The 1172-nt window shown below is 44.7% G+C and carries 1 protein-coding gene; it reads left to right on the top strand.

Annotated elements, in window-relative coordinates; translation table 11 throughout:
* The first annotated feature begins 56 nt into the window (after window positions 1–56).
* Complete coding sequence (locus DWY79_RS22320) at window positions 57–989, top strand: site-specific integrase (protein WP_009276318.1); 933 nt, start codon at window positions 57–59, stop codon at window positions 987–989.
* Window positions 990–1172: the final 183 nt, after the last annotated feature.

Genomic DNA, 1172 nt, shown 5'->3' with positions numbered 1-1172 from the left:
GTCAGGATGTCTAATTTCGCGTGTTTGTTTTCAGTTGGAATTTAAAATAGAGAGATATGGATGAGAAAGATTTGGTGGAAGGGATGCGAGAGTATATAAGTCTGTTACAAAAGGAAGGACGGTATTCCTCGGCGAAAAGTTATCAGGATGCGATGAACTCTTTTATACGGTATAGCGGGACGGATCGTATCCCATATACATATATAAATAAGGATACACTTCGCCGGTACGAGGCTTATTTGTTGGAGAAAGGCTGCATGCGTAATACGGTCTCCACGTATATCCGCCGTTTGCGTTGTATCTATAACAAGGCGGTGGAGAATGGTGAGGCGGCGTTTATCCCCTCTTTATTCAAGGGGGTTTTTACGGGTGTGGAAAGCCAGCGCAAGAAATCCTTGCCTCTGGGGGATTTGAATCGCCTGATGACTGTCCCGGTAAAAGGAGAGAAGTTGAGGAAGACACAGCTGACGCTTTGCTTGATGTTTCAATATGGGGGGATGTCGTTCGTTGATTTCGCCCATTTGAATAGAGGTAATATCAAGAACGGCATATTGGATTACAATCGCCAGAAGACCGGGACCTCTATGCGGTTGGAGGTCTTGGATACGGCGGAGGCTATGTATAAGGAGCTGGCAGGTGAGAGGGGTGGAGGCTCCGGCTATTTATTTCCCTTTTTAAGTGGGACGAAGAACGGCCATGAGGAATATCTCGAATACAATGCGGCCTTGTCCCGGTTTAACCGGAACTTGAAGACGTTGAAGGAGGTTGCGGGAATAGCCTCGGATGTGACTTCTTACACGATCCGTCATTCCTTCGCCATGGCATTGAAGGAACAAAATGTCCCCATTGAGATGATCAGCGAGTTATTGGGGCATAAGTCCATCAAGACAACCCAGATTTATCTAAGAAGTTTCTCCTTGGAGAAAATGACGGTGGTAAATAAGTCTTGCTTTGAGAATGTATATAATTATATGCCAGAGGTGGGTTGAGGCTACTTGGGGAGTAGCGTTCATTTCACGGTGCAAATGTAGCAAAAAATAGCAAATAACAAGCAATCATTAGTTTTAGTTTGTGCTCCGGCCTTGATTCTCCTTAAATCTTCGTTCTTATTCCTAGTGTATAGACATGGCAATAGAGACGAAATGATCTCGTATTTCCTACATCATCACGTC

The sequence above is a fragment of the Parabacteroides sp. AF27-14 genome, from assembly GCF_003635425.1.
GTDB lineage: Bacteria > Bacteroidota > Bacteroidia > Bacteroidales > Tannerellaceae > Parabacteroides > Parabacteroides distasonis.
This window is presented reverse-complemented; position numbering and strand designations above follow the sequence as displayed.